At 68.7% G+C, this 21,230-nt stretch carries 17 protein-coding genes; 6 read left to right on the top strand and 11 right to left on the bottom strand.

Translation table 11 applies throughout. The features are described 5' to 3' along the window. Positions 1-2 precede the first annotated feature (2 nt). Positions 3-2,618 (top strand): BTAD domain-containing putative transcriptional regulator, encoded by a 2,616-nt coding sequence (locus AB0M24_RS11510; RefSeq protein WP_363764499.1) that lies wholly within the window; start codon positions 3-5, stop codon positions 2,616-2,618. Here AB0M24_RS11510 and AB0M24_RS11505 read toward each other — a convergent pair. The 4 genes from AB0M24_RS11505 to AB0M24_RS11490 form a co-directional block, all read right to left on the bottom strand. Then, complete coding sequence (locus AB0M24_RS11505) at positions 2,598-4,145, bottom strand: PQQ-binding-like beta-propeller repeat protein (RefSeq protein ID WP_363764497.1); 1,548 nt, start codon at positions 4,143-4,145, stop codon at positions 2,598-2,600. The genes AB0M24_RS11510 and AB0M24_RS11505 overlap by 21 nt on opposite strands. 74 nt (positions 4,146-4,219) lie before the next feature. Further along, positions 4,220-5,248 (bottom strand): hypothetical protein, encoded by a 1,029-nt coding sequence (locus AB0M24_RS11500; RefSeq protein ID WP_363764494.1) that lies wholly within the window; start codon positions 5,246-5,248, stop codon positions 4,220-4,222. A gap of 46 nt (positions 5,249-5,294) precedes the next feature. After that, complete coding sequence (locus AB0M24_RS11495; RefSeq protein ID WP_363764491.1) at positions 5,295-5,666, bottom strand: hypothetical protein; 372 nt, start codon at positions 5,664-5,666, stop codon at positions 5,295-5,297. A 238-nt stretch (positions 5,667-5,904) separates the two neighbouring features. Next, complete coding sequence (locus tag AB0M24_RS11490; RefSeq protein ID WP_363764488.1) at positions 5,905-6,504, bottom strand: TetR/AcrR family transcriptional regulator; 600 nt, start codon at positions 6,502-6,504, stop codon at positions 5,905-5,907. A 90-nt stretch (positions 6,505-6,594) separates the two neighbouring features. On the opposite strand from AB0M24_RS11490, the gene AB0M24_RS11485 reads away from it, so the two are divergent. Beyond that, entirely contained in the window at positions 6,595-7,464 is an 870-nt protein-coding gene (locus AB0M24_RS11485) for an alpha/beta hydrolase (RefSeq protein WP_363764485.1), read from the top strand. Between the two features lie 7 nt (positions 7,465-7,471). On the opposite strand, the gene AB0M24_RS11480 is transcribed toward AB0M24_RS11485, so the two are convergent. Further along, a complete protein-coding gene (locus AB0M24_RS11480) occupies positions 7,472-8,245 on the bottom strand; it encodes a TetR/AcrR family transcriptional regulator C-terminal domain-containing protein (protein ID WP_363764482.1) in 774 nt (257 codons plus the stop codon). 76 nt (positions 8,246-8,321) lie between these two features. Here AB0M24_RS11480 and AB0M24_RS11475 point away from each other — a divergent pair, with 76 nt between their 5' ends. Together AB0M24_RS11475 and AB0M24_RS11470 are read left to right on the top strand one after the other, a co-directional pair. Further along, positions 8,322-10,574: an excinuclease ABC subunit UvrA gene (locus tag AB0M24_RS11475; protein ID WP_363764479.1), complete on the top strand. Its 2,253-nt coding sequence runs from the start codon at positions 8,322-8,324 to the stop codon at positions 10,572-10,574. Next, positions 10,571-11,353 (top strand): siderophore-interacting protein, encoded by a 783-nt coding sequence (locus tag AB0M24_RS11470; protein ID WP_363764476.1) that lies wholly within the window; start codon positions 10,571-10,573, stop codon positions 11,351-11,353. The genes AB0M24_RS11475 and AB0M24_RS11470 overlap by 4 nt, the downstream gene beginning before the upstream one ends. On the opposite strand, the gene AB0M24_RS11465 is transcribed toward AB0M24_RS11470, so the two are convergent. Both AB0M24_RS11465 and AB0M24_RS11460 read right to left on the bottom strand, forming a co-directional pair. Further along, positions 11,343-12,680 carry a glycosyl hydrolase family protein gene (locus tag AB0M24_RS11465; protein ID WP_363764473.1) on the bottom strand — a complete coding sequence of 446 codons (1,338 nt, stop codon included), beginning with the start codon at positions 12,678-12,680 and terminating at the stop codon, positions 11,343-11,345. The genes AB0M24_RS11470 and AB0M24_RS11465 overlap by 11 nt on opposite strands. A gap of 36 nt (positions 12,681-12,716) precedes the next feature. After that, positions 12,717-13,703, bottom strand: coding sequence for a methyltransferase (locus tag AB0M24_RS11460; protein WP_363764470.1), 987 nt, complete (start codon positions 13,701-13,703; stop codon positions 12,717-12,719). A 64-nt stretch (positions 13,704-13,767) separates the two neighbouring features. Between AB0M24_RS11460 and AB0M24_RS11455 the strand changes: the two genes are divergently transcribed. Beyond that, positions 13,768-14,970, top strand: coding sequence for an FAD-binding protein (locus AB0M24_RS11455; RefSeq protein WP_363764467.1), 1,203 nt, complete (start codon positions 13,768-13,770; stop codon positions 14,968-14,970). Here AB0M24_RS11455 and AB0M24_RS11450 read toward each other — a convergent pair. Genes AB0M24_RS11450 through AB0M24_RS11435 form a run of 4 tightly spaced genes read right to left on the bottom strand, consistent with a single transcriptional unit; the run spans position 14,943 to position 18,949 of the window. Next, positions 14,943-17,252: a hypothetical protein gene (locus tag AB0M24_RS11450; protein WP_363764464.1), complete on the bottom strand. Its 2,310-nt coding sequence runs from the start codon at positions 17,250-17,252 to the stop codon at positions 14,943-14,945. The genes AB0M24_RS11455 and AB0M24_RS11450 overlap by 28 nt on opposite strands. A 13-nt stretch (positions 17,253-17,265) precedes the next feature. Further along, positions 17,266-17,862 carry a toll/interleukin-1 receptor domain-containing protein gene (locus AB0M24_RS11445; RefSeq protein WP_363764461.1) on the bottom strand — a complete coding sequence of 199 codons (597 nt, stop codon included), beginning with the start codon at positions 17,860-17,862 and terminating at the stop codon, positions 17,266-17,268. Between the two features lie 30 nt (positions 17,863-17,892). Further along, positions 17,893-18,459, bottom strand: coding sequence for a hypothetical protein (locus AB0M24_RS11440; RefSeq protein ID WP_363764459.1), 567 nt, complete (start codon positions 18,457-18,459; stop codon positions 17,893-17,895). After that, positions 18,449-18,949, bottom strand: a complete 501-nt coding sequence (locus AB0M24_RS11435) for a helix-turn-helix domain-containing protein (protein ID WP_363764456.1) — start codon at positions 18,947-18,949, stop codon at positions 18,449-18,451. Before AB0M24_RS11435 ends, AB0M24_RS11440 begins: the two co-directional genes overlap by 11 nt. 106 nt (positions 18,950-19,055) lie before the next feature. Between AB0M24_RS11435 and AB0M24_RS11430 the strand changes: the two genes are divergently transcribed. Continuing rightward, a complete protein-coding gene (locus AB0M24_RS11430) occupies positions 19,056-21,191 on the top strand; it encodes an RICIN domain-containing protein (RefSeq protein ID WP_363764453.1) in 2,136 nt (711 codons plus the stop codon). Positions 21,192-21,230: the final 39 nt, after the last annotated feature.

Below are 21,230 nucleotides of genomic sequence, written 5' to 3'. Positions count from 1 at the left end.
ACGTGCGGTTCACGGTCTTCGGCGGAGTCTCAGCGAGGGTGCACGGCCGCGTGACCGAGTTCGGTCCGACACGGCTCGGTGCCCTGCTCGGGGTGCTGCTCGTCGACGCCGGTCAGGTGGTCGGCGCCGACGAGCTGGTCGAACGCGTCTTGGGCAACGCCCCGCCCGCCAGTGCCCGCGCGATGATGCGGACGTGGCTGACCAGGCTGAGGCAGACGCTGCCCGGCCTGGTCGAGCGCGAGGCGGGCGGGTACGTGATCCGCGTCGACCCGCTGGAGATCGACCTGCACCTGTTCCGGCACCTGGTGCGCACCGGCCGGACCGCGGAAGCCCTGACGCTGGCGGACGAGGAGCTGCTGTCCACACTGGACACGCCGTGGGCGACCCAGGCGCGGCAGGACTTCGCGGGCGAACTGCTCGCGGCACGGCTCGACCACGTGGACGCGCGGCTGGCCGACGGCGAGCACTCCGCGGTGGTACCGGAGCTGCAGTCCCTTGCCGCGCAACGACCTCTGGACGAACGGGTCGCCGCCCAGCTGATCGAGGCGTTGCACGGCAGCGGCCGCACGTCCGACGCCCTGAAGCAGTTCGACCTCCTGAAGACCAGGCTGGCGGACGAGCTGGGCGCGGAACCGTCGCGGCAGCTCACCACGCTGCACCGGCGGCTGCAGACCGCTTCGGCGCCACGGCAGCTGCCCGCCGCGCCCAAACCGTTCACGGGCAGGGCGGTGGAACTGGCCGAGCTGGACCACGCACCGAACGGCGTCGTCGTGATCACCGGCACCGGCGGCGTGGGCAAGACCTCGCTCGCCGTGCACTGGGCGCACCGGGCGGCGGAACGGTTCCCGGACGGCCAGCTCTACGTGAACCTGCACGGGTTCGGGCCGTCGGGCGCGGCGCTGAGCCCCGGCGACGCGCTGTTGCGGTTCCTGTCGGCGTTGGACGTGCCGCGGGCGAAGGTGCCGCACGACCTGGCGGGTCAGTCGGCGTTGCTGCGGGACACGCTCGCCGGCAAGAAAGTCCTGATGCTGCTGGACAACGCGACCGACGCCGACCAGATCGAGCCGCTGCTGCCCCGCACGCCCAACACCCACGTCGTGGTGACGAGCCGGACCGCGCTCAGGCCCTCGCACCGGGCGCAGTCGCTGTCGCTGGGCCTGCTGCCGCCCGACGACGCGCGTGAGCTGCTGGCGTCGCGCATCGGCCACGACCGCGCCGAGGCCGAGCCGGAGGCGCTCGACACGGTGGTCCGCCGCTGCGCCCGCCTGCCGCTGGCCCTCGCGGTCGCCGGGGCACGGGCGGCGACGCAGCCGGAGTTCCCGCTGGCGACGCTGGCGGACGAGCTGGCCGACCTCGACGCGTTCGCCGACGACGATGACGTCACCGCGGACCTGCGGTCGGTGTTCTCCCACTCCTGCAAGGCGCTCAGCCCGGCGGCGCTGCGGCTGTTCCGGCTGCTCGGGCTCATGCCGGGCTCGGACATCAGCCTCGCGGGCGCGGCGTCGCTGGCCGGTCTGGAACTGCCGGAAACCGAGTCGCTGCTGGCGGAACTGGCGCGCGCGAACCTGCTGGACTCGCCGGAACCGGGCCGGTTCACGTGCCACGACCTGCTGCGCGACTACGCGGCCGAGCTGGCGCGGCACGACGAGGGCGAGGAGGCCCTGCACCGGTTGCTCGACCACCTCGCGCTGACCGGCGTCGAGGCAGGCGTCCTGTTCACCCCCAGCCGCCATCCCCCGGCCGTTCCCGCACCGGCTCCCGGTGTGCTGATCACGCCGATGGGCTCGCGCGACGAGGCGTTCGCGTGGCTGATGGCCGAACATCCGACGTTGATGGCGGCGCTGCCCCTCGGCACGCCGGCGCAGACGTGGCTGATGGGCTGGTCGCTCGCGGACGTGCTGGACCGGCAGGGGCGTTACCAGGATCTGCTGACGTCGCAACAACTCGCGCTCGCCGCGGCGGAACAGCTCGGCGACGCGAGCGAGGTCGGCCGCACGCTGATCAACGTCGGTCGCGCGCTCGGCAGGTTCGGGCGGCTCGACGAGTCCAGGGCCGTGCTGGAGCGGGCGTTGGCCGTGTACGAGGCCAACGGCGACGTGGCCGGGCAGGCGGGGGTGCTGCTCAACATCGCGATGCTGTGCCCGGACTCGAAGATCCACGAGGCACTGGAGTTCACGCGGCGCGGGCTCGCGTTGTACGAGGAGTGCGGCGACGAGTACGGGCAGGCCAACGCGCTGACCGGACTCGCCTGGGGCTACGGCAAGATCGGTGAGTACGCCGAGGCCGTCTCCTACGCCGAGCGCGTCATGCCGTTGTGGCGCGCGATGGGTCACGTGATCGGGCAGGCCGAGACGTGGGACAACCTCGGCACCGGCTACCTCGGCCTGGGCGACCACGACCGTGCCGCGCACGCGTTCACCCAGTCGTCCGAGCACTTCCGGCTCGGCGGCGACCTCCCGCTGGAAGCCGCCGCCTACGAGCAGCTCGGCGACACCCGCGCTGCCGCGGGTGACGCCGAGTCCGCTCGCCTCGCCTGGCAGAAGTCGCTCGACCTCCGCGCCGGAGCCGGGCTTCCGGTCGAGTCGGTTCAGGCGAAACTAGAGCCCGAACGCCAGTAGCACGTGCCCGTTCGGGTTCACGTAGTCCGAGAAGTAGCCGGACTGCACGTAGACCATGCCGTTGGAGACGACCGCGCCCGTGCCCGGCCCGGCGAGGTTGCCGCCGCGCCCGGTCAGGCCGTTGACACCGCGAACGTCCTGGACGGTGTCGTAGGTCCACAGGATCTTGCCGGTCTTGGCGTTGTACGCGCGGAACTTGCCGTCCTGCGCGCCCAGCCACACCACACCGGGCGTGCTGGACACCGGAACACCGTGCGCGGGCGCACAACCCGGCTGCCCGGCCACGCCACCCGTGGTGCACCCGTCCGCCGGAGCCGGCGTCTCCCACAGCACACTGCCGGTCGCGGGATCGACCGCGAACAGCTTGCCCGGACTGGCGACGTAAGTGGCGATGTAGAGCCGCTTGCCGTCGTAGCTCGCACCCCACTGGATGCCGCCGATACCACCGCTGGGCCACGGCGTGCCGAGCTGCCGCCGCCACACGACCTGACCGGTCTTCGCGTCGAACACGTGGTAGACACCGGACTTCTGCCCGACGCCGACGAGCTGCCGGCCGTCGACCTCGAACAGGTTCGGGGTCGAGCCGATGTCGTAGTCGAGGTTGGTGTTGTCCTTGAGCCCCGGGCAGTAGCCCTCGGGATCGGGTTCGTTGCAGGCCCAGCGCCAGGTGTCGGCGTCGGTGACCTGGTTGGTCCACTTGACGTTCCCGGTCCGGGTGTCGAGCGCCAGCAACGAGTCGAACTCGCCGCCCTTGCCCGTGTAGTTCTGCCCGGTGCCGACGTAGAGCGTGTTCGTGCGGCGGTCGATCACCGGCGAGCTCCACACCCCGGCACCCGACGGCTCGAACCGCTTGGCGCCGTTGGGCCACGTGCCGACCTCTTGTGGTTCCGGCACGGTGTAATGCCGCCAGACCAGCGCACCGGTGTCGACGTCGTAGGCGTCGATGTGGCCGCGGAACGTGCAACACGCGTAGTCGCGCGGCAACACGTTCTCGCTGCTCGACGTTCCGACGTAGATCCGTCCGTTGTGGACGATCGGCGAGCTGGTCGTCATCGACGCGATGGTGGTGTCCATCTGCGTCTGCCAGCGCAGTCGCCCGGTCCGCTGGTCGAGCGCGAACAGCCTCCCCGTGCTGTCGCCGAAGAACACCCTGCCGCCGGACACGGTCGGCCCGTCCGAGTTGTAGACGGGCCTGGTGGCTCCGGGGAGCGTGAACTCCCACCTGGCCTGTCCGGTTCGCGCGTCGCGGGCGTGGAACTTTCCGTCCGGGCTGCCGAAGTAGATCGTGTCGCCCACGACGGCCGGCTGGCTGCGGACGTGGTTGACGTCGCCCTTGGGATACGCGAACGCCCACTTGAGCTTGAGCTTGCCCGCGTTGTTCTGGTTGATGCGCCACTCGGACGCGTTGTGCCTCGACCCGGTGAGGTCCTTCTGCCATCCGGCCCAGTCGCTGTTGGTGTGGGCGATGGCCGGGTTGGCGGTCAGCACTACTAGCGCCGCAGTGAGCAGCGCGGTTGTTCTGAACATGGAATTTCCCCCTTCCACCACCACCTTGGCAGTGGTGGAAGGGGGACCGCGACCACTTAAAGTTGTTTCCAGGCTTAGCCGATCGGTTGATGCGTGACGACGCCGACGCCCTCGTAGCCCCGGCTGACGATCGGGTTCTGCCTGCCGGTGAGGTACTGCTGGAAGAACGCCGGGATGTACGTCGTGGCGACCTTCCGCTGCTGCTCAGGAGTCAGCGCGGTCGCGGGGCAGGTGCTGTCGTTGTCGTAGGACCATTCGGTGTTGAAGTAGTTGTGGTTGGCGTACTTCGGGGTCACCGCGTGGATGGGGACGACGTTGCGGCCCTTCGCGTTGTCGATGTACGTGCCTCCGTTGACCGCGCCGTCGCAGCTGCCGGTCATGACCGCGAACGGGATCTTCGTGATCCGGTAGTCGAGGTTCTCCGGGGCTTCCGGGTCGGGCGCGTAGTAGTCGGCGGGTGCCAACGGCAGGACAGCCCTGATCCGAACGCCTTGCGGTAGCTCGGTCACGTGCTTGTCCGAGGCCTGGTAGACCGCGCCGCGCCCACCGCGCGAGTGGCCGAGCGTGCCGACGTTCGCGAGGTCGACGTGCCCGCGAAACCCTGGCAGCTTCCCAGCGAGCGGGCCTTTGCCGTCGTTGAGGTCCCGCCACATCTCCAGGTGCTTGCTCATCACCGCGGCACGTGCCACGTCGGCGATCTCGCCCATCTCACCGGCGTTGACGCCGTTCACGCTCACCGACACGACCACGAAACCCTGCCGCGCCAGCTCTTCTCCCAGGTAGTCGTACCCGCGGTAGCTCGGGAACGCGTCCCCGGCCGGACACGGCCAGGTCCACTGGTCGTCCGCGCAGGGCTTCCAATAGCCGTGCGCGAGCAGCACCAGCGGCCGCTTGCCGACGAGCGTGCGCGGGGCGTGCATGACCGCGGTGAGTTCGAGGTCCGCGACGGGACCACCCGGTTCGCGGTGAAAGCCGGGCACCTGGAAGGCCCGCTCACCGAGCGAGTACTCGACCTTTCTGACGCCGTGGTCAGGAGCGGCGGTGGCGGGCACGGCCAGTGCCATCGAGCAGGCGACGGCCACTGCGAGTTTTCCGATTGCCATGCCGGTGATCCAATCGACCACTTTTGGGGAAGTTGTGAGGATCGTGTCACCGTTCTGGCACGGAGATCTGGCCCGCGAACCCGCCGAACCGCTCCGCCAACGGCCCCTCGCCGCGGCTCAGCGACCGCCACAGCTCCACGTGCCGGTCCAGCGTCGTCCGATCACTCACCAGCACGACCACGGTTCCCCGCTCCGCCAACGACCGCGCGACCTCGTCGAACCCGCGGAACTGGAACAGCAGAGGCCGGGTGCCGACGAGCGTGCGCGGCGAGTGGACCACCGCGTGCAGGCCGTCGACCGTGTACTGCATCGTCATGGTGGCGGGCCGGTAGTGGCGCACCGAGGTGGCGGACGCTGTGCTCGGCGCGGTCAGCACCATCGCGCACGCGACGGCCACGAAGAGTCTCGCGAGCCCCATGGACACGATCTCATCGGTCGTATGTGGCGCGGAGGTCCGGACTTCGTCACGGTTTTGCCACAGGTGGCGTGACTGCTAGCGGTGTGGCTCGGAACGTTGCCGGGGGAATGTGCGGTCAGACGGGTGCATCGTGGTGCCGCCCCCGCTTCCTCATCCTGGTTGGCTGTGGGAGTGGGGGCGGCACCACGAGGTGCCCTGCTGAGCGTGCATTACCTCGCCAACGTTCCGAGACGCGCCGCTAGCCCGCGAACAGGTGCCCGAGCCGGTAGTCGATGATCCGCGTCGCCTGTTCGGTGTCGTAGGCCTCGACCAGTATCGCGCTGAGCAGACCGGCGGTCATGGTCGCGAGCGCGTCGGCCTCCAGCTGGGCGTCGAGGTGCGCCGGAACGCCTCCGCGCTGCTGGGCTTGGCCGAGCTGGTCGGCGATCAGGCGTACGAGGTGGGGCAGCATGGCCTGCTGGTCCGGGGCCTGGCTCCCGCGGGTGACGTCGACGGCGAAGTAGGCGATCTGCACCGCGCACAGCATGCGGCTGCGTTCGTCGGCCGGCAGCACGGCGAGCACGCACGCGCGGATGACGGCGCGTTCGTCGCCTGTCCGCAACGCCTCGGCGATGTCCCGTCCCGCCCGCTCGGCGCCCAGTTCGGTGATGCGGCGCCAGGCGTACCGCAGCATCTCTTCCTTGGTGGGGAAGTAGTACTGCACCTGGAACATCGAGATGCCGGCCTCCGCGGCGACCGCCCGCAGCGTCACCGCCTGCAGTCCCTGCGCCGCCGCGAGCCGGAAGATCGCCTCCGCGATCTCACGCCTTCTCTCGTCGTGGTCAACGCGTTTCGGCACGTGATCACTGTGCCACACCGGACGTTCTTGGCAGGACAGGCCGGCGGCTATAACATTGCATCTGCATTGGAAAGACGGATGGGGGTCCAGATGCTCGGAAAGTTCGTGGATCAGAAGGCACAGGAGAGGTACTTCGCCACGTACGACACGATCCTGCGAAAGTGGCCGGTTCCGGCCGAGGAGCTGGACGTCGAGACGCGGTTCGGGCCGACCCACGTCCGGCGCAGCGGCACCGGGCAGGGCACGCCGCTCGTGTTGCTGCACGGCGTCATGGGCACGTCGTTGTCCTGGTACTCCTTCGTCGCCGAGCTGGCCGAGCGGCACACGGTGTACGCGGTGGACACGATCGGCGAACCGGGTCGCTCGGTCCAGACGCGTCCCGTGCAGAGCGGCCAGGACCAGGCGGACTGGCTCGCCGACGTGCTCGCCGGCCTCGGCCACGAGAAGTACCACCTCGTCGGGATCTCCCGCGGCGCCTGGCTGGCGCTGGACCTGGCCGTGCGTCGCGGCGACCGGATCGCGAGTGTGATCGCCATCGAACCGGGAGGCTTCGGGACCATCGGGCTGCGGTTCGTCCTCTGGAGCTTCGGCCAGATGTTCCGCTGGCTGCTGCCGGCGCCGATCCTGCGCCGGATCATGTCCGGAGATCCCTACGCGCGCCGCACCCTGGCCCCGCTGGTGATCCGCGGGCTCAAGTACAAAGCGCACTTCCCGCCGCAGTACGTGTTCACCGACGACGAACTGCGCGCGATCGACGTGCCCGTCCACTTCGTGCTCGCCGAACGCAACGGCGTGTTCGACGCGCGCGAGCTCGCTGCCCGCGTCGAGGCGCTCAATCCCCGCCTCCACGCGGAGATCTGGCCGAAGACCACCCACGCGCTGCCGCTGGAGGAACCGGAACTGACGATCTCCCGGATCCTCACCCTCGTCGAGGACGACAGGGCGGACCTGCCGGAATGAACACTCGTCAGGGTTTCGCCACAGCGGCCTCGATCCCGTCCAGCAACACGCCGAGGCCGCTGCGGAAGTTCTCCAGCGCGTCGTTCTCCAAGTAGGGCAACGAAGGATCGACGGGCTCTCGATCGTTCTCGAGGACGTGCAGCATCGGGAACTTCTTCGCCAGGTCGGGTTCGAGCTCCACGAGGACGGCCGACCGCGCATACCACCACTCCTCGTCCGCCTCACCCGTCGCACCACCAGCGGCGCGCGCCTCGGCGATGGTCTGGGCGGCGCCGCGCACGAAGTAGTTGATCGCGCCGACGATGCCGCGCAACCGGCGGCCGGGCAGCCCGGTCGACACCAGGATCGCGGCCAGGGCCTCGATCACGGCGAACTCGTGCGGACCCAGCACCGGCCGGGCCTGCGACACCTGCAGCACCCACGGGTGGCGGCCGTAGAACTCCCACATGTCGTGCGCCCAGGCGGTCACGGCGGGCCGCCAGCCGTCGTCCAGGACGTACACCGTCGGCAGCGAGGCCATCGCGCGGTCGTACATGAGGTCGACCAGCTCGTTCTTGCCCGGGACGTACGTGTAGAGCGCCATCGCGGTCCGCCCGAGGCGCTCCCCCACCGCGCGCATCGAGAACGCCATGCCCTGCTCGTCGGCGACCGCGATGCCCGCGTCCACGATCAGGTCCACGCTGAGTCCGGGTTTCGGGCCCGGGCGGTTCTCGACAGCGGATCCGCGCCAGAGCAGCTCGATGGACCGGCGTGGATCGCCCTGACCTGCGTAGACGACCACGGTTGCGACTCCTTACGACGTAAAGTAACCTCGAACGCCGCTTACTTTACTGCATAAAGAATCAACCGGGGGAAACTTGATCGCCGACAGCCATGACGTGATCCAGGTGCGCGGGGCCAGGGAGAACAACCTCGCCGACGTGTCGCTCGACGTCCCGAAGCGCCGCCTCACCGTGTTCACGGGCGTGTCCGGTTCCGGCAAGTCCTCGCTGGTGTTCGGCACGATCGCGGCCGAGTCCCAGCGCATGATCAACGAGACCTACACCGCGTTCCTGCAGTCGTTCATGCCCTCGATCGGGCGCCCGGACGTGGACGCGCTGCACAACCTGAGCGCGGCGATCATCGTCGATCAGGAGCGGATGGGCGCGAACTCCCGCTCGACCGTCGGCACGGCGACCGACGCGCACACCATGCTCCGGATCGTGTTCAGCCGCCTGGGCGAGCCGCACGTGGGGACGTCCGGCGCGTTCAGCTTCAACCTGCCCGAGGGCATGTGCCCGACCTGTGAGGGCCTGGGCAAGGTCACCACGATCGACGTGGACGCGATCGTCGACAGGACCAAATCTCTCGACGACGGCGCGATCGACGCCCCGAACTACGGCGTCGGCACCTGGTACTGGAAGGTGCTCGCCCACTCCGGCCTCTACCCGGCGGACCAGCCGATCAACACGTTCACCGAGCAGCAGCTGAACGACTTCCTCTACAAACCGACGACGAAACTCGACATCGGCGGTACCAACGTCACCTACGACGGCCTGATCCCGAAGCTGCAGCGCACGATCCTCAGCAAGGACCGCGAGTCGATGCAGCCGCACGTCAAGGCGTTCGTCGACCGAGCCGTCACCTTCGCGACCTGCTCGGCGTGTCGCGGCGCGCGACTCAACGAGGCCGCGCTCAGCTCCAAGATCCGCGGTGTCACCATCGCCGACTGCTGCGCGATGCAGATCAGCGACCTCGCGCAGTTCGTGCACAGCATCGACGACCCGTCCGTCGCACCACTGCTCGCGACCCTCCGCAACACCCTCGACTCGCTGGTCGAGATCGGCCTCGGCTACCTGTCGCTCGACCGCGAGTCCGCGACGCTGTCAGGCGGCGAGTCGCAGCGCGTGAAGATGGTGCGGCACCTGGGATCCTCGCTCACCGACATCACCTACGTGTTCGACGAACCGACCGTCGGCCTGCACCCGCACGACATCCAGCGCATGAACAGCCTGCTGATCAGGCTGCGCGACAAGGGGAACACCGTGCTGGTCGTCGAGCACAAGCCGGAGACCATCGCGATCGCGGACCACGTCGTCGACCTCGGCCCCGGCGCGGGCGTGCACGGCGGCCACCTCTGCTACTCCGGTGACGTCGCCGGACTGCGCACCTCGGGCACGCTGACCGGACGCCACCTCGACCACCGCGCCAAGCTGCGGCCGGAGTTCCGCTCTCCCAAAGGTTTCCTCACGATCAGCAGCGCGCGAACGAACAACCTCAAGGACGTGAGCGTCGACCTCCCGCTCGGCGTGCTGACCGTCGTGACCGGCGTGGCGGGCTCCGGCAAGTCGTCGCTGATCCACGGCTCGTTGCGCAGGCGCCCGGACGTCGTGACGGTCGACCAGTCGCCGATCCGCGGGTCGCGGCGGTCCAACCCCGCCACCTACACCGGCCTGCTCGACTCGGTCAGGACCGCGTTCGCCAAGGCCAACGGCGTGAAGGCGGCTCTGTTCAGCGCGAACTCCGAGGGCGCATGCGAGAACTGCAAGGGCATCGGGCTCGTCTACACCGACCTGGCGATGATGGCCGGCGTCGCGACCGTCTGCGAGAAGTGCGAGGGCAAGCGGTTCACGCCCGACGTGCTGCGCTACACGTTGCGGGGCAAGAACATCAGCGAGGTGCTCGGCATGTCCGTCGCCGAGGCGCTGACGTTCTTCCCGTCCGGTCAGGCACATGCCGTGCTTCGTCGGCTGAACGACGTCGGCCTGTCGTACCTGTCGCTCGGCCAGCCGCTGACCACGCTGTCCGGCGGCGAGCGGCAACGGCTCAAGCTCGCCATCCACATGGCGGAGAAGGCCTCGACGTACGTGCTGGACGAGCCCACGTCCGGCCTGCACCTCGCCGACGTCGACCAGTTGCTCGGCCTGCTCGACCAGCTGATCGACGCCGGCAACACCGTGATCGTCATCGAGCACCACCTCGCCGTGATGGCGCACGCCGACTGGATCGTCGACCTGGGTCCCGGCGCCGGGCACGACGGCGGCCAGGTCGTGTTCACCGGAACGCCCGGCGAGCTCGTGTCGACCTCGGACACCCTCACCGCCCAACACCTGAAGGAGTACCTCGCATGAGCCTGCTGACGGTGTCCGACGTCGTCCCGCTGACCCCGCGCATGGTTCGGATGACGTTCACCGGCGACGGTCTTACCGACGTGGGGTCGTGGCCTGATCAGCAGCTGAAGCTGTTGTTCCCCAAGCCGAACGGGTCCGCGTTCGTGTCGGACTCGGAGGACGTCAGCATCTGGTACCAGGCCTACCTCGCCCTGCCCGAAGCCGAGCGACCGTGGATGCGCAGCTTCACCGTGCGCTCGTTGGTCGACGGCGTGCTGACCGTGGACTTCGTGCTGCACGGCGACGACGGCCCCGCGTCAGCGTGGGCAGCCGTCGCAAAACCAGGCGACGTCATCGGCCGGTTCGGGCCGTCTCCCGACTACGCCCGGCCACTCGGCGACGCGGACCTGCTGGTGTTCGCGGGCGACGAGACGGCGTTGCCCGCGATCGCCTCACTGCTGGAACTGCTGAGTCCAGAGCAGCGCTTCCTCGCGTTCGTCGAGATCGCGGATCCCGCTGAGGAGCAGGACATCCCCGGCGTGCAGTGGGTGCACCGCAGCGCCGGGGATGATCTGGTGTCGGTGGTGACGGCGCAGGACGTGCCCGCGTCGACCTGGGTGTGGCTGGGCGGCGAGGCCTCCGCGGTGCGCGCACTGCGGAGGCACTTCGTCGCGCGAGGCGTGTCCAAAAAGGACATCGAGTTCGCCGGTTACTGGCGGCGCGCCCTCACCCAGGACGACGCCCCGACCTCCGACGACCTCGCCGAAGCCCAGGAACGACTCGCCGCGCTCAGCGAGTGACGACCAGGACCGCGCTGTTGGCCGGCACGTCGACCGTGGTCGTCGTGCCGGTCACCTTCACGTTCTTGGGCCGTGGCGTGAACTTGGCGTTCTTCCCGACCTTCGAGCCCGCGATGGTGATCTCCTTGGAGTCCAGCGCGGGCGCGGTCAGCACGTAGACGCTGGCGTTGCGCGCCTTGGCGGGCAACGTGATCGTCGTGGTCACCGCGGCAGCGCTCTTGTTGTTGACGAACGCGTTGTTGCCGATCCCCCACGCCGTGACCGCGTCGGCCCCGGTGACCGAAGCCGCGTGATAGGCACCCGGCCCGGCCAGCTTCCACAGCAGCTCACCGTAGTAGACCGCCTGCACGCCAACGGGGTTGAGCCCGTCGTAGCGGATCGGCGAGTAGTGCAGCGGGAACTGCGTCGACGTGCCGCCGTGGAAGTTGATGCCGGAACCCTGCCGCGCCGCGACACCGGACATGTAGTCGAGCGACCACAACGCCGCCGCCTGCACGTTGCTGACGCCGTCCGCGCCGCCGTGGAAGTAGTTGTTCGCCTCGGTGACGCGCCACTGCGGGATTCCGTTGGCGGACCAGGCCTTCTCCATCGCGGCCGAGATGTTCGGGAGGCGGCCGGAGGAGTTGGACGCCAGCATCTTCGTGATGTCGGCCTCGGTGTTCTTCGCGATGTAGACGTGCGTGGACAGGATGTTCACGCCCCGGTCCTTCTGCGTGCGGGCGAAGTCCTCCGCCCACGAGCTGCTGTTCGCCTGGCCGGGCCCGTCGAACTTCGCTCCGGGCACCTTCGCGCGGATCGCGTCGGCGAACTTCGAGAACAGCGCCTCGTACTCCGGCCACGTCTTCACGTAGACGTTGGGCTCGTTGCCGATCTCGAACGCCACCAGGTCCTTGCCGAGGATCCGCGACGCCACCGCCGCCTCGTCCGCGGCGGCTTCCGGCGTGTTCGTCTTGAGGTTGATGCCGTAGACGACCTTCCACCCGGTCGCCTTGGCGAAGATCGCCAGCTCCTGGATGTCCGACGGCGTCACCTCGGTCGCCTTGCCGCCGGTGCCGTCCGGCTTCCAGGTGGTCATGTCCACGAGGTTGCCGCCGATGCGCAGCAGGCTCGGCCCGAGCAGCCGGAAGAGCCGGACCAGGTCGGCGTTGCGGGCGTTGAACATCCGCGCGCCGACCCGGTCCTTCTCGTAGCTGAAGCCGGCGAAGTCCCTTCCGACGCTGCTCTTGCTGGTGGGATCGACCCGCACGCTCACGCTCGGTGCCGCGTGCGCCGGGATGCCGGTGAGGAGGATCAACAGGGCCGCGACGACCGCCGTTGCTCGACGCATGGGAGTCCCTTCGTCTGGGCGGCGGCGACCCTCACCTTAGATCGGATGTTTCCGGAATTCGAGCACCGAGTGGTCACCCGGTACTTCCGTTACTCCAGCGAGCACCAAACCGTGCGGTTCTGCGAGCTTGACAAGCTCTTCGACGCTCCGCTCGCGTCCGCCGAAGTGCACGAGCATGATCAGATCCATCTCGGTCGCGGCCCCCACACCTCGGATGCCTTCGATGACAACGAGTCGCGCGCGGTCCGGCATCGCCTCGGCGCACCGCCCCAGGATGCGTCCGGCCTGCTCGTCGTCCCAGTCGTGCAGGATGTCGAACAACAGGTAGGCGTCACCGTCCGCCGGCAACGGGTCGAAGAAGCTCCCCGCCGTCGCCCGCGCACGATCTCCGAACCGGGCGAGGTTCTCCCGCGCCGGGCCCACTGACAGATCGACGACGTGCCCGCGCATCGACCGATGAGCCTCCAGCACGGCCGCGAGCAGGTCACCGGGCCCGCCACCGACGTCGACGATCGACCCGAACCGCGCCCAGTCCACCGCTTCGACGAACTTCGGCACCCGCTGCCGGATCCGCCAGGTCATCTGCCGGTCGAACGCCTCGCGCAGGCGCGGCTGCTCGTCCAGGTCGGTCCAGAAGTCCTGCCCGTAGCGCAGCGGGTAAGCGGGCTCGCCGGTCCTGATGCTGTGCGCGAGGTCCACGAAAGCCAGGTCGGCGCGCCCGGCAGCCGTGTCCTGGTGGAGGAGGTTGTGCAGGCCGGTGCCCGCGTCCGCGCAGAGGTGCGCGCCGAAGCCGGTGGTGCGGTAGCCGTCGCCGGCGCGTTCGACGACGCCGAGGGTCGTCAGGTGGCCGAGCAGCAGTTCCAGGGCACCAGGATTGACGTCGAGCTCGGCGGCGAGCGTGTCAACAGGTGCGTCGCTCTTCAGGCGGTCCGGCAGCCCCAGGGTCACCGCGACCCGCAGCGCCATCGGCGTCACGAGGCCGGCCATCTCCCGGAGCGTCTTCACGTCGTCGTCGTTTCCCACGTAGATCGACCCTGCCAGCGCGTGCAACCTGATTTTCCGCCGCTCAGGCGCTTACCGTAGGGACATGAAGACCAACTGGGCCGGCAACGTCACGTTCACCGCCGCCCAGGCCGTCACGCCGACCACGGCCGACGACCTGCGCGCGCTCGTCCGCGGCTCGAACGCGGTGCACGTCGTCGGCTCCGGGCACTCGTTCAGCCCGATCGCGGACACCACGGGCACCCTGGTCTCGCTGGCCGCGATGCCCGACGTCTTCGAGACCGACCGCAACCTCGTCCGGGTGAACGCGGGCGCCACCCTGGCCCAGCTCGCCCCGAAGCTCGAATCCGCGGGCCTGGCCCTGCACACCCTGCCGTCGCTCCCCCACATCACCATCGCGGGCGCGGTCGCCACCGCCACGCACGGCTCCGGCGCACGATCGCTGGCGGGCGCGGTCCGGTCCATAGACGTCATGCGCGGCGACGGCTCGGTCGTCGAACTGACCTCCGCGGGCGCCCCGGTGTCGCTGGGCGGCCTGGGCGTGATCACGGCAGTGACGCTGGAAACCGTGCCGTCGTTCGAAGTCGCGCAGACCGTCTACGAGGACGTCGCCTGGACCACGCTGCTCATCCAGCTGGAACAGATCTTCGACGGCGCCTACAGCGTCAGCGCGTTCGTCGACTGGCAGGGCGGCGCGACCCTCTGGGTGAAGCACCGCGTCGGCGACACCCAGTACACCTTCCCCGGCCACCCCGCCGACGGCCCGCGCCACCCGGTCACCGGCCAGCCCGCCTCGCACTGCACCGTCCAGGGCGGCGTCCCCGGCCCGTGGCACGAACGACTACCCCACTTCAAGGCCGAGTTCACCCCGTCCGTGGGCCAGGAACTGCAGACCGAGTACTTCGTCCCGCGCACCCGCGCCGTCACGGCCCTGCGCGCCCTGGCGGAGATGTCCACGGTGATCTCGCCGCTGGTCCAGGCCTGCGAGATCCGCACGATCCACGCCGAACCCCAGTGGCTCAGCCCGGCGGTCGACCGCGACAGCCTCGCCATCCACTTCACCTGGGTCCCGAACACCCCTGCCGTGCTGGCCCTGCTCCCCCGCCTGGAGGAGGCGATCGCGCCACGCCCGCACTGGGGCAAGCTCTTCACCGTGCCGCCGACGCTGCTGGCCGCCCGCTACCCGCAGTGGGACTCGTTCAAGTCGCTGCTCACCGAACACGACCCGAAAGGCGTGTTCCGCAACGACTTCCTCACCCGCTACTTCGGTTCCACGGCCTCCAGCTGACGCCACAACAGGTCGGCTTCCGGCCCGCGCAGCCTGCTCAGCAGTCGCCGGGCCTCACTCCGGTACCGGTTCGCCTCGTCGTGGCTGCCCTCACGCCGATACGCCGTCCACAACCCGATCAGCACACGTACCTCCCCCGCCCTGTCGCCCAAGCGCCGGTACGCGTCCTGTGCGTCCGAGAACGCGTCCTGAGCGGCTCCTTCGTCACCCGCCTCGAGCAGGAGGTTGCCGAGCTTCTCCTTCAGCCGCGCCTCGACGACGGGGACATCGGGCTCGACTGACTGGAGGGTGGCGATCGCCTCGTTCAGGCCGAACGCGTCACGCTTCATCCGAGTCAGCTCGACGACGATGTCGGCCTTGTCCTCCCGAGCCACCGGCAGCGCGAGCGCGCGTCGCAGGTAGTCCTCCGCCCCGTGGTGGCGCCCAGCCGTGCTCTCCAGGAACGCGAGCTGACGCAACGCGGTGACCTGGTCGTCGAGCGACAACGTGTTCCACTCGACCGCATCGACCAGCTGACGGCCCGCCGCCTCGAGGTCACCGCGGTCCACCAACAACGACCCGAGCTCGAAAGCGATCTGGGCCTCCAACGTCAGGTCACCGGAGCTGAAGTCCCGTGCGTGGACCAGGTGCTGCTGTGCCACGTCGTCGTTCCCGGACCGCAGCTCGATGCGGGCGAGCTCCCGGTGCACCAGCGCCTGCTCCCGCGAGTTGCCCGGAGCGTTCAGCGCCTCCTCGAAGTGTTCGACCGCCACGGGCAGCTTCCCCTGGTCGCGGTAGAGCTCACCGAGCAACCGGTGCGCGCGTTGCGCCTCGAACGAGCCCGGCTCCACGCTGTTCAGCACGGCCTTCAGCTCCATCTCGGCCACACCTGGCAGGCCGCGCTCCTTCGCCAGCTCTCCCCGCAGCAGCCTCGACACGATCGGCCTCGGCGCCGACTCCACGGCCCGGACCGCCAGGATGTAGGCACCGGTCAGGTCACCCTGCGCCCTCAGAGCCCGGCTCGCCGAGACGAGCACGTGCTCCCAGTGCGGTCCCGCGTCCTCGGCGGGCAGCGCGGTCACCACCTCGATCGCGATCGCAAGCCCTCGGCTGGGGGTGAGCGACAGCGCGGTGGACAGCTGCCGGGGCACCTCGTCCGCGACCACCATCACGAGGCGGTCCTGCTCGAGGATCTCCTGGATGCCCGCCGACGAATGCGCCGGCGGGTCGACGATCACGAAGCACCGCACCGAGGACAGCTCTGCCAACCGACCCCGCACCGCCCGCACGCCGAAGTCCAGCAGCTCGTTGGTGAGGTCGACGGCGCGTTCCGACGTGCCGTGGACCAGCACGTCGTAGCGGAACCCCTGCCCCGGCTCGCGACGCCCGCGTTCCCGAGCCGCGGACACATAGGTGTCGCGGTTGCTCACCAACACGTCGGCGTCCGCGAGCCGATGTGCGAGCAACGCGGCGATGTTGTCCATGTAGTACGAGACCGTGTCGGGGCTGCCACTGCGTTCGTCGAGGACCGCGATCTCCTCGCCGAAGCTCCAATAAGGCAGGTACGGCACCGTGGTGCGTTCGACGAGGCCCAGTTCCGGCTGGTCGTCGTTCTGGTCCTTCGGCATCCAGCTCGCGTACAGAGGCGCGAACTCGGTTGCCATCGTGGTCCGCCACGACCGGGCCCGCTCGTACTCCTCCTTGCTGTCGAACCGCGACACGACCGGCAGGTACAGCAGGCCGTCGCGGTCGTAGGGCAGTCGATCCCGGGCGAGCGCCGCCCGTTGCGCCACCTCCAGCGTCCCGGCGAGGTTCTGCCGGTTCGGTGCCACGCACAGCACCAGCACGTCCGGCAGCTGTGCGGTGCAGATCCCGCCGATGTCCGTGATGCCGGTGCGGCTGTCGATCAGCACGTAGTCGAACTGCTCGGCCCACTCCGCGCGAATCTTCTCGAAACGCCAGCCGAGGTCGTGATCGGCGAACAACTCCGGCCACGACAACGCCTGGGCGCGGTCGGGGTAGGAGGAGTCCATCGCGCCCGCCGCCAGCAGTGACAGCCGCTCGACGTCCGGCACGAACACCGGCTCCACGACGTCCGTCCAGTCGGCGTCCCCGGAGATCACCTCGACCAGCCCGCCGTCGTGCAACGTCGAGACGTACGGCTTGAAGTACTCGTGCAGGCCGGGTGCGTCGAGGTCGAAGTCCACGCACAGCACGCTGTTGCCCCACCGCGCGAGCTGCACCGCGACGTTGGCCAGGCAGAAGGACCGGCCGACGCCGCCCTTGTACGAGTAGAAGGTCACGATCACGGCAACCTCACAGCCTCGGCAACGGGCCGGGCGGCAGCGTCCGGGGATCGAGCGCCGGCCGCACCACCTTCCACGTCGGGTCCCACGGCGGCGCGTCCTCGATGCGTTCCGCCACCTCTCCCGCCAGCTGCTGCACGGCGGTGTAGAAGTACTCGTAGTCGCGTGAACGGCTGTAGGTCTCGTACGGCAGCGGCTTGTTCCACGGCGTGAAGTCGCGCTGCAGAGCGGCTTGCGCTTCCGGCGGGTAGTGCTGCCCGTCGGCGTACCGGACGGGCAGCACCAAGCCCTGCGGGTGATCAAGAGTGGAGTAGCCCAGAGACCGGTGGCGTTCGAGCATGCTCTCCCACTCGGCGAGACACCACTCCGAGCGGAAGTACGGCGGCGACAGCACGGCGACCATCACCTTCGACCGCAGCAGCGCCACCTCGAGGTTCTCCGGCCACGAGACCCCGGTCTTCTGGTTCCAGTCCACGAAGATCCGGGGTTCGGCGGCCATCTCGTTGCCGAGCCACTCGCGCAACGCCCGGTAGAAGTGGTCCCGCACCCACACGTCACCACCACCGCGGCGCGTGTAGCTCAGGAAGACGTCGTACTCGTAGCCCACGCCCTCACATCGGGATCATCGATCGGGCTATTACGACGCCTCACCCTTCTGGCGCAACGCCTCCAGCTCGTCGTCGGAGAACCCGTAGGTCGTCACCACGGTCATCTTGGGACACGTGACCAGCAGCCCCGGTCCCCACTCCTCGATCACGTACCCGCTCTGGTTCGCGGACTCGAAGAACGGCTTGCCGGTGACACCCAGATCGACGGCGGACGGCCAGAACAGCGTGCGGCGAACGCGGCCGGGGTGGTACTCGTGCGCGAACTTCAGCTGGTGCAGGAACGTGATCCAGCCTTCGGTGATGTCGTCGTAGTACTCGTCCCACTCGGGCAACGTGCCCTTGGGCGCACGGGTCAGCACCACGCGCGTGCCTTCGGGGACAGGGGTCAGCGAGAAGACGTCGTGTCCGTGGATGGAGAGCGTCCGTTCGCCGGTCTCCTCGGCGTCCTGGAAGAACGTGCCGTCGATCTCCTGCTCCAGCCCGTCGTACTCCCAGCCGTGCCAGTGCAGGATCTTCTGCTTGTCGCGGAACGACTGCCACACCTCGTCGACAGGTGCCGCCACGGTGATCTCGATCCGCACACCGTCATCGCTCATCGGAAACTCCCGGGTGGCCCAACGCGACCACCCGGTACGGGCGGCCTGACTCGGTGTCGTACTTCAACGCGATCTGCCGCACCGCTTCGGCGAGGTCGCTGGTGAACTCGTGGACGGCACCGGGCGCGCCGAAGCGGACCGTCGTCTCCACGGTGAAGGTGAGCAAGCGCTTTCCCGCGTCCGCCGCGGCACCCGACATCCGCTCGACGTGACGAGCCGTGTCCTCGGCCACCGACACCAGGTGCGTCGCGGCGAACTGATCTTGCACGTCGGCGGCGATCTCGCGGCCGGGCCGGGCGCGCAGCACGCGTTCGACGCAGCCGCGCCGTTGCCTCTCCTCGACGAGCTCGACGAGTCCTGCCTGTTCCAGCGCCCGCACGTGGTAGTTGACCCGTTGCCGCGGCAGGTCGAGAGCCGCCGCGAGCTGGGTCGCCGACGCGGGCGACTTCAGCAGCTCCAGCAACGATCTGCGCAATGGGGACAGCTCCACGCCTAGCACAGTCTCATTTGACAAATTCATTTGTCAATACCGGAACTCGACCGGAAACAGTTAGGTTCGTTGACGGTTGCAACAAACCACCCCCACCCTGTGTCCCGTGAGAACCCCCCTGCTGGTGGCAGCGTTGGCAGCAGCAGCGATCGTTCCTGTGTGGACGGTCGCGGCCCAGGCTGACGTAGTGCCCGGAACCGCTTATCAGGTGACGAACGTCGGCAGCGGAAAGTGCGTGGAGTCGCTGGGATCGGCGAACGGCGCACAACTCCGCCAACAGTCCTGCTCTGGTCAAACCTGGAAGTTCACCCCCACCTCCGACGGTTACTTCACGGTCGGCGAGGGTTCGGTGTGGGACGTCTCGAACGTGTCCGCGGCGGACAACGCGCTGATCCACATGTGGCAGAACTTCAGTGCCAACAACCAACAGTGGCGTCCCGAACAGGTCGGTACGGACACGTACCGGTTCGTGAGCCGTCACAGCGGCAAGTGTCTCGACGTGCCCGGCGCTTCGACGGGTGACGTCCAGTTGGTGCAGTACACCTGCAACGGCACCAACGCCCAGTCCTTCAAGCTCTCCACCGGCAACACCCCGCCCGACCCCGGCACGCCGGACTTCGGGCCGAACGTGCTGATCTTCGACCCGTCGATGCCCGCCAGCACCATCCAGGCGCGGCTCAACGACGTCTTCCGGCAGCAGGAAGAGGGTCAGTACGACGCGCGCCGGTTCGCGATCTTCTTCAAGCCCGGCAACTACAACGTCGACGTGAACATCGGCTTCTTCACCCAGGTGCTCGGCCTCGGGCTGAACCCGGACCAGGTCAACATCAACGGCCAGGTGCACGTCGAGGCCGACTGGTTCGAGGGCAACGCGACGCACAACTTCTGGCGTGGCGCCGAGAACCTCGCGATCAGGCCGCCGGGCGGCACCAACACGTGGGCGGTCTCGCAGGCCTCCGCGATGCGCCGCACGCACGTCTACGGCAACATGCAGCTCGACGACAACGGCTGGTCCAGCGGTGGTTTCCTCGCGGACTCCGTGGTGACGGGCCAGGTCCGTTCGGGTTCGCAGCAGCAGTGGCTCAGCCGCAACACCGAGTGGGGCTCGTGGACCGGTGAGAACTGGAACATGGTCTTCGTCGGCGCGCGCAACGCCCCGGCCAACACGTTCCCCGAGCCGCCGTACACGACCGTCGCGCAGACCCCTGTCGTGCGTGAGAAGCCGTTCCTGAACATCGACTCGAGCGGCAAGTACAGCGTGTTCGTCCCGTCGCTGCGCACCAACACCAGCGGCACCACGTGGGCCAGTGGCAACCAGCAGGGCCAGAACATCCCGCTGTCGGACTTCTTCATCGCCAAGCCGGGCACGTCCGCGGCCACGATGAACCAGCAGCTCGCGGCAGGCAAGCACCTGCTGCTCACGCCGGGCATCCACCAGGTCAGCGAGCCGATCCGGGTCACGCGGCCGGACACGGTGGTGTTCGGTCTCGGTCTCGCGACCGTCATGCCCACCAACGGGAACATGGCGCTCGACGTGGCCGATGTGGACGGTGTGAAGATCGCCGGCCTGCTGCTGGACGCGGCTCCGACGAACTCGCCGCTTCTCATGCAGATGGGCGCGCCGGGCAGCAACGCGAACCACTCGGCGAACCCGTCGTCGGTGCACGACCTGTACGTGCGCATCGGCGGTTCGGCCATCGGGCGGGCCACGACCTCGTTGGTGGTCAACAGTCACAACGTGATCGGCGACCACCTCTGGCTGTGGCGCGGTGACCACTCCATCGGTGTCGGATGGGACGTGAACCGGGCCGATACCGGGTTGATCGTCAACGGCAACAACGTGACGATGTACGGCCTCTTCGTGGAGCACTACCAGAAGTACCAGACCATCTGGAACGGCCAGGGTGGGCGGACGTACTTCTACCAGAACGAGATGCCGTACGAGGCGCCCAACCAGGCGGCGTGGATGAACGGGTCCACGCGCGGCTACGCGGCGTACAAGGTGGCCAACAACGTCACCACGCACGAGGCGTGGGGCCTGGGCAGCTACATCTTCGCCAACGCCAACCCGAGCGTGGTGGCGGACCGGGCGTTCGAGGTGCCGAACACGCCGGGCGTCAAGTTCCACAGCATGGTGACGATCTCGTTGGGCGGCAAGGGAACCATCGAGCGGATCATCAACAACTCGGGCAACCGGGTGACGGCCGGGTCTACCGAGGCCTACCTGGCCAACTACCCGTAACGTTCCGCTGAGTGGTTTTCAACTACGCATCCCCGTGCT

The sequence above is a fragment of the Lentzea sp. NPDC051838 genome (assembly GCF_040681245.1).
GTDB lineage: Bacteria > Actinomycetota > Actinomycetes > Mycobacteriales > Pseudonocardiaceae > Lentzea.
Note: the sequence above shows the minus strand (reverse complement) of the source record. Positions and strands in the feature narration are given on the sequence as shown.

Excerpts from the sequence above, each read along its gene's own strand:
- AB0M24_RS11505 (WP_363764497.1), bottom strand. The coding sequence starts at position 4,145 with ATGTTCAGAACAACCGCGCTGCTCACTGCGGCGCTAGTAGTGCTGACC.
- AB0M24_RS11500 (WP_363764494.1), bottom strand. The coding sequence starts at position 5,248 with ATGGCAATCGGAAAACTCGCAGTGGCCGTCGCCTGCTCGATGGCACTG.
- AB0M24_RS11495 (WP_363764491.1), bottom strand. The coding sequence starts at position 5,666 with ATGGGGCTCGCGAGACTCTTCGTGGCCGTCGCGTGCGCGATGGTGCTG.
- AB0M24_RS11485 (WP_363764485.1), top strand. The coding sequence starts at position 6,595 with ATGCTCGGAAAGTTCGTGGATCAGAAGGCACAGGAGAGGTACTTCGCC.
- AB0M24_RS11470 (WP_363764476.1), top strand. The coding sequence starts at position 10,571 with ATGAGCCTGCTGACGGTGTCCGACGTCGTCCCGCTGACCCCGCGCATG.
- AB0M24_RS11465 (WP_363764473.1), bottom strand. The coding sequence starts at position 12,680 with ATGCGTCGAGCAACGGCGGTCGTCGCGGCCCTGTTGATCCTCCTCACC.
- AB0M24_RS11455 (WP_363764467.1), top strand. The coding sequence starts at position 13,768 with ATGAAGACCAACTGGGCCGGCAACGTCACGTTCACCGCCGCCCAGGCC.
- AB0M24_RS11440 (WP_363764459.1), bottom strand. The coding sequence starts at position 18,459 with ATGAGCGATGACGGTGTGCGGATCGAGATCACCGTGGCGGCACCTGTC.